The sequence below is a fragment of the Bradyrhizobium viridifuturi genome (assembly GCF_001238275.1).
GTDB lineage: Bacteria > Pseudomonadota > Alphaproteobacteria > Rhizobiales > Xanthobacteraceae > Bradyrhizobium > Bradyrhizobium viridifuturi.
Genome location: NZ_LGTB01000104.1, coordinates 1 through 4,058, shown reverse-complemented (window position 1 = coordinate 4,058; position 4,058 = coordinate 1). Strand labels below are relative to the sequence as shown.

Genomic DNA, 4,058 nt, shown 5'->3' with positions numbered 1-4,058 from the left:
TGTTTATCCACGCGGCCAGATTACTCCAATCGCGCAAAACAGCACCGCCACCATTTCAGGGAGGGGGCTGAGATCTATGCTGCGTGGCAGAGTCAAATTCAATGCTGTAACTTGCAGTCTTTAGATTATGAATCCTAAAGGTTGCTGAGATCGCACTCAAACAACCTGAGATTAATTGTGGCAAGCATCAGGGGATGCATTGAAGCCCGGCGATGGGCTGCCTCACTCGGGCCTATAGGAGGATCATTCAATGGTCGACCCGCCTGCAGCTAATACCGGAAATGAATCGGCAGGGATTCGCAAAGCGGCACGATCCGGATTCAGGGGACAAGGATCGGATTATCTATATACGGCCGAAAGCCTCCCACACCCCGTCTTCGCCGTCCCAGCTGCCGCGGCTCGCTGCCTTCGAGTACTCCGTGGCGCGCTGCTCGAAAAAATTTGCGTGCTCGATGCCATTGAGAATCTCGACAAGCCACGGCAGCGGATGCGCCTTGACTTGGTTAAAGCTGCTCTCCTTAGCCTCGAAGAATCCGAAGACCGGAGCAATCCGGAGCTGGGTCAGTCGCCAGTCGGCGACATAACGGACATAGGCGTGGATCTGCTCAGGGCACATGCCCTCGATCTTGCCCATGCCAAAGGCGAGATCGACGAAGTTCTCCTCCAGCTTCACCATGGTCTTGGCGACGTCGACAACGTCGTCGCGGACGGCGCGCGTCACCGCCCCGGTTTCGCGGTGCCATTCGTGAAACAGCTTAATCATCCCCTCGCAGTGCAGACTCTCGTCGCGCACTGACCAGCTTATTATTTGTCCCATGCCGTTCATCTTATTGTGGCGCGGGAAATTGAGTAGCATGGCGAAGCTCGCGAACAACGCCATACCTTCGGTGAAGGCTCCGAACATCGCCAGTGTGCGAGCAACATCAGCCACGGTGTCAACGCCGAACTCGTGCATGTAGTCCGCCTTGGCGCGCATCTCCGCATAGCCGCGGAACGCCTCGAACTCGGTATTGGGCATGCCGAGTGTCTTGAGCAGCAGAGCATATGCGTCGATATGGACCGTCTCCATGTTGGTAAAGGCCGCCATCATCATCTGAACGGAGAGCGGCTGGAAGATCGGAATGTAGCGCTTGAGATAGTTGTCACCGACCTCAATGTCCGACTGGGTGAAGAAACGGAAGATCTGGGTGAGCAGCGCGCGCTCGTTGGCGGTGACGCGCTCCGACGCCCAATCCTTCAGGTCGGTCCCGAGCGGCACTTCCTCGCCCATCCAGTGGGTCTGCTGCTGGCGCTTCCACAACTCGTAAGCCCAGGAGTAGCGATCGACGTCGTAGCTGCCGGTCGAGTCAAGAAGGCCGACGCGCCCTTTGCCGATCAGAGTGCGAGGATCGACGGACGAAAGATCAATCACTGACATGCGAGGCACTCCTCATAGTCCGTGCGCTGCGGCGGCTGCGGCGGCGCGGCCTTGTCGTGGTCGGCAACCTTGCCGGCGAACGCCGCGCGCGAGATCGATTTTGATCGGCAATAGTAGAGACTCTTCACCCCGCGCTTCCAAGCCGTCCAGTGCAACATGTGGAGGTCCCACTTATCCACGTCGGCCGGCAGATAGAGGTTGATCGACTGGCTCTGGCAGATGAACGCGGCGCGGTCGGCGGCAAGCTCGACGATCCAGCGCTGGTCGATCTCGAATGCGGTGCGAAAGATTGCCTTCTCATGCTCCGATAGGATGTCGAGATGGGCGACCGACCCCTCATGCGCAATGATCGACTGCCAGGTCGCCAACGTGTCGGCGCCCTTGGTGGCCAGTAACTTGGCGAGATGCGGATTACGCACCGAGATGGCCCCAGACAACGTCTTGTGGATGTAGATGTTGGCCGGGATCGGCTCGGTGCAAGCGCTGGTGCCGCCGCAGATGATGCTTATCGAGGCGGTCGGCGCGATCGCGATCTTGTGGCTGAAGCGCGCCATCACGCCGCGTTCCAGAGCATCCGGGCACGGGCCACGCTCGCGAGCGAGCGCCACGGATGCCGCGTCGGCATCACGACGGAGTTTTCGGAATATGGCGACATTGAACGACTTGGCCAGAACGCTCTCCATCGGAATGCCCCTAGCCTGGAGAAACGAGTGGAAGCCCATCACGCCGAGGCCGACGGAACGCTCGCGCAGCGCGGCGTAGCGGGCACGCGCCATACCGTCTGGCGCTACCGTGATGAAGTGGGTGAGCACGTTGTCGAGGAAGCGCAAGACGTCCTCGACAAAGCCCGGCTTTTCCCTCCACTGGTCCCAGGTCTCGAGGTTGAGCGACGACAGGCAGCACACTGCGGTGCGCTCCTCGTCGCGATGATCGACGCCGGTCGGCAACGTAATCTCGCTGCAAAGGTTGGAGGTCGAGACCTTGAGGCCGAGCTCGCGCTGGTGCTTGGGGAGCGCGCGGTTCACGGTGTCGATGAACAAGAGATAAGGCTCGCCGGTGTGCAGCCGGTTCTCAAGGATGCGTTGCCACAGCTGCCGGGCATCGATCTCGCGGACGACCTCGTTGCTTTTCGGGCTGCGCAGAGCGAACGCGGAGCCGGCGCCCACGGCGCGCATAAACTCGTCGGTGACATTGATGCCGTGATGCAGGTTGAGGCTCTTGCGGTTGAAGTCGCCGGATGCCTTGCGGATTTCGAGGAACTCCTCGATCTCGGGATGGTGGATATCGAGATAGACTGCCGCCGAGCCGCGCCGCAACGAGCCCTGGCTGATCGCCAGCGTCAGGCCATCCATAACGTGGATGAACGGGATGATGCCTGAGGTAACGCCGCCCTTCACCTTTTCACCGATCGAGCGAACATTGCCCCAGTAGGTGCCGATGCCGCCGCCGTTGGAAGCAAGCCAGACGTTCTCGTTCCAGGTGCCGACGATGCCTTCGAGCGAGTCCGACACCGAGTTAAGGAAGCACGAGATGGGTAGGCCGCGCGTGGTGCCTCCGTTGGAGAGCACTGGTGTGGCCGGCATGAACCACAGCCGAGACATCGCATCATAGAGACGTTGGGCATGCGCAACATCGTCCGCGAAGGCGCAAGCCACCCGCGCAAACATATCCTGCAGGCTCTCGCCGGAGAGCACATAACGGTCGGTCAGAGTCAGCTTGCCGAACGACGTCAGCAGGTCGTCGCGCGACCGATCGAGCGTGAGGTCGGACGGCTTTGGCGATGGCACGAGCGGCGAAGGCAGCGGAGCCGGCGATGGCGTTGGCGAAAGACACAGCTCGAGCGCGATAGACTTTGCCTGCGCTGGCGCCCCCGCACTCGGCAGCTCAACGAGATGACCATGCCGATCGAAATCGTAAGACGGCGACATCGGTACCCCGCGATGTTTGGGGGCTGGGGCCGCGCGGGCGACTTGCGAGACCGGGCAAATTGCCCCCGATTGCAAGCGCCCCATCGGGCACCCCGCCCGAGGACGTTCGTTCTGTCGCGGCAGGTCTCCTGGCTCGCGGGTCGCTGCGGGCTGTCGGCCTTCCCAGGCGCTGTCGAGCCAGTGACCATGATGACAACCGCTCGCCGCTTACAGTTGCGGGGGCAGCCTCGGAGTAGCCGTTGTCGGCGCACCGGGTTCCCTCTTAGCTTCCATCCAACGCAATCGGAGACTGGAAGACCGTGACGTACTACATATGGTGGCGTCGGGTGAGATTCGTCAAGCACTATATGGGATGAGGCTTTCGAAGCCTTAAGACGCTGAGCGTTGTTGTAACGACGGCTTCCGTATGCCGTCGCTGCGACGACGACTCCGACCGCCTTGCCGCCTGCCTTCATAAGACCTGGCAATTCGTGGTGGGCGGAAACGGCCTGATGAACGAAACTTGAACAAATAGCAGTGAAAGCTCGGCGCGAGCCAAATCTTCGCTTCACCTCGTTGGCCCATCACATCACGCGCGACCGAGTGCAAAAGAATCTATTACAGATTCCGAAGCGCTCCGCCGCCGGGGTGGATGGACAGACGGTGGAGGCGGCGAAGGAGAGCTTCGAGGACTGGATAGGACCAATGCTCCAATCCATCCATCGCCAGGGATA

2 protein-coding genes and 1 riboswitch are annotated in these 4,058 nt (G+C 60.7%); both genes read right to left on the bottom strand.

Annotated features, from left to right (window positions below):
* Positions 1-343: 343 nt before the first annotated feature.
* Positions 344-1,417 (bottom strand): ribonucleotide-diphosphate reductase subunit beta, encoded by a 1,074-nt coding sequence (locus ALC15_RS40760; protein WP_050632128.1) that lies wholly within the window; start codon positions 1,415-1,417, stop codon positions 344-346.
* Complete coding sequence (locus ALC15_RS40755) at positions 1,408-3,204, bottom strand: ribonucleoside-diphosphate reductase subunit alpha (RefSeq protein WP_244486499.1); 1,797 nt, start codon at positions 3,202-3,204, stop codon at positions 1,408-1,410. Before ALC15_RS40755 ends, ALC15_RS40760 begins: the two co-directional genes overlap by 10 nt.
* Before the next feature lie 242 nt (positions 3,205-3,446).
* A riboswitch (cobalamin riboswitch) is annotated at positions 3,447-3,662 on the bottom strand.
* Positions 3,663-4,058: the final 396 nt, after the last annotated feature.